A 4,363-nucleotide genomic window follows, 5' to 3' on the forward strand; every position below is an offset into this window, starting at 1 on the left:
AGGAGCGAAAACGGAGGAAGGTACGACCGACTGATAGCGACGAATGAAACTAAGGGAACGACTGGAGAGAGACCGATTGATTGCACTGCTGTTTATAGTATCGGATTATACTATAATCCGATAAAAATGTATTTAAACACTAATAATCAGATAGATAAAAAACAGAAAGTTGAACATAGTCCGAATATAGTCCGACTACTATATAAAAACAGCTATAAAACAGAGTAAAATTGAAATATAGTACCGTTTATTGTATCGGATGAAACGTATTTATCATTTCATGTAGATTTTCTAAATCGTCTTGTTTATAACGTTCGGTGGAACTGATATAACGATGTCCTGCCAAATATTGTACTTTGCGTAAATTATACTGTTTGAGCCAGTTTACTATCACACTACTGCGGATTTGGTTGCCATTCTGATAACTGTAATTGATCGTTTTTAAAGTCTTGCTGATCTTTTTAATTACATTATTTAACAATAAACTGCCACCTAATGAAATAAATAACTGATCGGTGTTTTGCTTGGTTCTTTCTAATAGTTGCGGTCGGATTTCATTTATATACTCCATAAAATCCATTAGTTGCCATGGTTTTAATTCTAAGGTTCTTTGGTTGCTCTTCTTGGTTTCGGGAATATGGATTTTACCTTTATACAATTCTACGTGTTCTTCTGTTAAGTGTTGTAATTCGGTGGTTCGTAAGCCTTGATATACTAATAATCCGATGATGATCTTGTTGCGCTTTCTGGATAAATTTTGGTGGTTTACTTCGTAAGAATAATATAAATCTTCTAGTTCGTCGGATTCTAAAAGATGGCTTAAAACGGTTTTGGGTACGCCTTTGATCTTGATGTTTTCTATCGGATTATCGGATCTGTAGTTTTCTTCTTGTAAGTAATTGAAGTATATTTTTAGTGCTCCGATACGACCTCGTAAGGTTCGGGGACTTATTCGGGTTTTCTTTAAAGAATCAATATACTGTAAAAAGGTTTTGTAATCAATCTGGCTTGGTGTTGTACCGTAATTATTCGTCCATAAATCGAAGTGTTGCCGTTCTCTTTGGTATGTTGGAATAGATTTGATGCTGTACTCTTTTTTCTCTAAGTAGGTTTTGTAATGCGTCATCGTTGGTTAATTGGGCTTGGTCTTCTAATAAATGGGTGTAAATCTGGGTGCTTTCTAGTGAGGTGTGCCCTAAAAACTGGCTGATCGTTTCTAAATCTGCGCCTTTTTCGAGTAAATGGGTGGCAATGCTATGGCGCAAAATATGGGGCGTAATCTGTTTTTCTTGAACTGTTTTGTTATTGGTAACGGCTACTATTTTTCGTAATCGATTGCACAAACTTTGTCCTCCAAGTGGTTTGCCTCGATAGCCCATTAACAGTGCTTCACTTTGTTTGTGCTTGTTAAATCTGGGACGGTAATCGTATAAATAATCTGAGAGAATTTTTAAATTATACGAATTGATCGGTACAAAACGTTCTTTGTAATTCTTACCTTTTCTTACGTGAATGCGTTCTCTATCAAATAGTACGTCTTTGATTTCTATATGAATGGCTTCGTTTCTGCGTAGTCCGCAACTGTATAATAATACCAAGATCACTTTATCTCGATGTTGTAGTTTTTCGTCTGGACTGCTGTACTTTGTGGCTTTAAATAATGCTTTGATTTCGTCCTGTGTCAAAATATTGTGGCTTTCTATTCGGTTTTGTTCTTCGCGCTTTAAATGGACGTTAAAACGGGTGTAACCGTGTTCAAAAAGATATTCTTTAAACTTAAAAAGGGCTTGTTGGTGTTTATTTAATGAACCTGAACCCAGAATACCGCCTTGCTTTTGATTGGGTCTTTGTTGAAGATAATTATAATAATCGGTAATGGTTTGGGTAGTGACGGTTCTTATTTCTTGGATATCTTTACTTTCTAAATAATGGAAAAACTCTTTTAAATGAACGGGCAAATTGTAAACGGTGGTGCTTGAAAATCCCAATATATCTAACCAGACTTTAAAACTTTTTAGAATTTCAATATAACTTGTATTGCTTAGGTTTAGGTGTTTCATTGTTTTTTTGTTTTTCTCTATAAAGTACTTGTCTTGGGTCACTAACTCATTTTTACACTTAAAATACTGATTATATGTGTTTTGACTGACCCAGAACCGAACCAGAACTGAACCAAGACTGAACCATAGCGAACCAAAACTTGTACTTATTGGGTGTCTTTGGGTTGGTAATGGTCTATTTGGGCTTGTAGATAGTGCCGTATTTCGGCGCGTAACTTCTCGATATTATCCCAATAGCTGATCTGATACTGGTAACTGCTTCTTTTTCCCATATTGCTTTTATGGATATATTCTAACTCTTCTAACTCATTAAAATAGCGTTGTCCTTGGGTTTTACTGATCTTAAAATATTGCCGTATTTCTCTCTGGGTAAACTCGGAGTTTTGTCCTTTGGCTTCGATATACTTTTTTAGGTCTTCGTAGAACTGGCGTAAGATACCGTCCAGTTCATCGGCTTTAATAACGATGCTGTTAAACATTAAATCTACGGCTATTTCTAAATCCTGTAGTTCGGTTATCAGCGTTTTTTCATCGCTCTTTTGACGTTGGTATTGGTGCAGAATGGTAACTTGATCGATAAAATCATGCAACATCTGGGTTAGTCTTCTTCGGTGTTTGACGCTCTTGGGTAATTCTAATCGATAGCGGTTTTGTACTTGGTAGGGTTGTAATAAATAAACTAGGTTTTGTAGTTCTTTTTGAATAATTTCTTCTTGGTCTTTGGTGATAATCTTGGCGCTTTTCTTTGCCATATATTCTAAAACGCGTTCGGTCTGGGCTTCGCTTTCGTCGATAGCGATGGTAAAAACTCGGCTTTCGTTGTCTTCGTAAATCCTGAATCTAGTGGTGGCAACTAAACTAGCGATCGGGCCGAAAACATATTTTTCGCCCGTGAGGATTTCGCCTGTTTGTTCGTTCTTTTGGCTTACGCTACTGGATAGTTTGTTATTACTTTGTAACTCCCGCCATGCCATTTCGGCTTCTTCGCTTAGCCCGTCATAATCTTCGAGAATAATACCTGTGTTTTCTAAATCGTATTCTCCGTAATTATAAAAGCTTTTATCGGTTACGCGGGTAAAGCGTTTGATCTTGTTTTGATCGTACATTGTGTCTCCTATTTTGGCTATTAAATGGCTTTTTCCACTTCCTGACGTCCCTTGCACCATCGCATGGAGGGTTCTGTACATTTTGTGGGAGGTCAGAATTAAAAACAGAAAAAGGGCGTTTTTTTCTTCGCCGATAATTCCTGTTGCTTGTAATTTTCCTTGTAGAATATCGGCTAGTTTTTTGTCTTTTAATAGTTGTAATGCTTGGGTTTCTTCGTGTTGGGTAATGGTTCTGAGCGGATAACGGATTTTTGATGTATTGCTTTTTTGATGTTGGTTTTCTATACGGTAGTGTTCGAGTTTTAGGGTCAGTTGGTTAATGGCTTGATTCACTACGGAAGTGCCGATTTCTAGTCTTTCGGCTATTTTACGGATCGTCTTTTCTACTTGGCTGTCGTTGTATAAATTAATATTTTGACGCATAGGATAACTTTGCGTTTGCTGATTAGTAACAGACAACGTAACACGTAAGGCGCTTAAATCTTTAAAATCAATATTCCCTAATACTTCAATTTTTACGCCCTGGTCTTCGTAGCTTTTTTGACTTGCGGTAACGGTTATTATTGGTTCTGAGGACTTAACACCAACCTGTACAGGGATTCTGTTTTCTAATAAATGGAGTAGAATTTCTTGGTCGTGTCCTTCTAAAAGGGAGTTAATATCTTCGTTCTCGGGGGTTTCAACTTGGGTAATTTTTAATTTCTTATTCTTCTTTTTTAATAGTTCGGCGTGTTTGATAACGGATTCATGTCCGGATTTATCGCCATCGAAAAAGAAAATAAGCTCTTCTAATTGTTTTAGATCTAAAATAGCGTTTTGTATTTCTTGGGTTAATCCGTTGGTGCCGTAACAGGCTAAAACACTATAATTTTCGGTGATCGCTTCTATTGATAATAAAGTGACTGCATCAATAATCGCTTCGGTTAGAATCAACTTTGTAGTTTCTGTTTTTGGATAATTAGGGTATAATCCCTGACGGTTGGAAGTATAAAAATGACGGGCTTCTTTGTCATCATAAATACTTCTACCATACAAACTTACGATTTGATCTTTAGCATTTTTCAAAGGAAAAATAATACAACATTTTAGTTTATCGTATTCTTTGCCTGTATTGTAACCAATATCTAGTTTTGTAGCATCCAGATTTCTTTGTTTTAAATAGGCTTTGGCTTTGGAACTTTGATTCAGTTTGGGTTT

General features: G+C 36.3%; 4 protein-coding genes. 1 reads left to right on the forward strand and 3 read right to left on the reverse strand.

Features of this window, described 5'->3' with window-relative positions; genetic code table 11:
• A partial coding sequence (locus tag AC4FQX_RS14980) for a hypothetical protein (RefSeq protein ID WP_491168527.1) occupies window positions 1-228 on the forward strand: 228 nt, incomplete at its 5' end.
• Between the two features lie 19 nt (window positions 229-247).
• Here the strand turns inward: AC4FQX_RS14980 and AC4FQX_RS14985 are convergent.
• The 3 genes from AC4FQX_RS14985 to AC4FQX_RS14995 form a co-directional block, all read right to left on the reverse strand.
• A complete protein-coding gene (locus AC4FQX_RS14985) occupies window positions 248-1,126 on the reverse strand; it encodes a tyrosine-type recombinase/integrase (protein ID WP_491168528.1) in 879 nt (292 codons plus the stop codon).
• Complete coding sequence (locus AC4FQX_RS14990; protein WP_491168529.1) at window positions 1,026-2,060, reverse strand: tyrosine-type recombinase/integrase; 1,035 nt, start codon at window positions 2,058-2,060, stop codon at window positions 1,026-1,028. The genes AC4FQX_RS14985 and AC4FQX_RS14990 overlap by 101 nt, the downstream gene beginning before the upstream one ends.
• Before the next feature lie 146 nt (window positions 2,061-2,206).
• Window positions 2,207-4,363, reverse strand: a 2,157-nt coding sequence (locus AC4FQX_RS14995; protein WP_491168530.1) for an MTBMA_p00010-related P-loop-containing protein, incomplete at its 5' end; no start/stop codon positions are given.

This window comes from Flavobacterium sp. AK-301 (genome assembly GCF_058310215.1).

Bases quoted from the DNA above. Each gene is read 5' to 3' on its own strand.
- AC4FQX_RS14985 (WP_491168528.1), bottom strand. From the start codon at position 1,126: ATGACGCATTACAAAACCTACTTAGAGAAAAAAGAGTACAGCATCAAA.
- AC4FQX_RS14990 (WP_491168529.1), bottom strand. From the start codon at position 2,060: ATGAAACACCTAAACCTAAGCAATACAAGTTATATTGAAATTCTAAAA.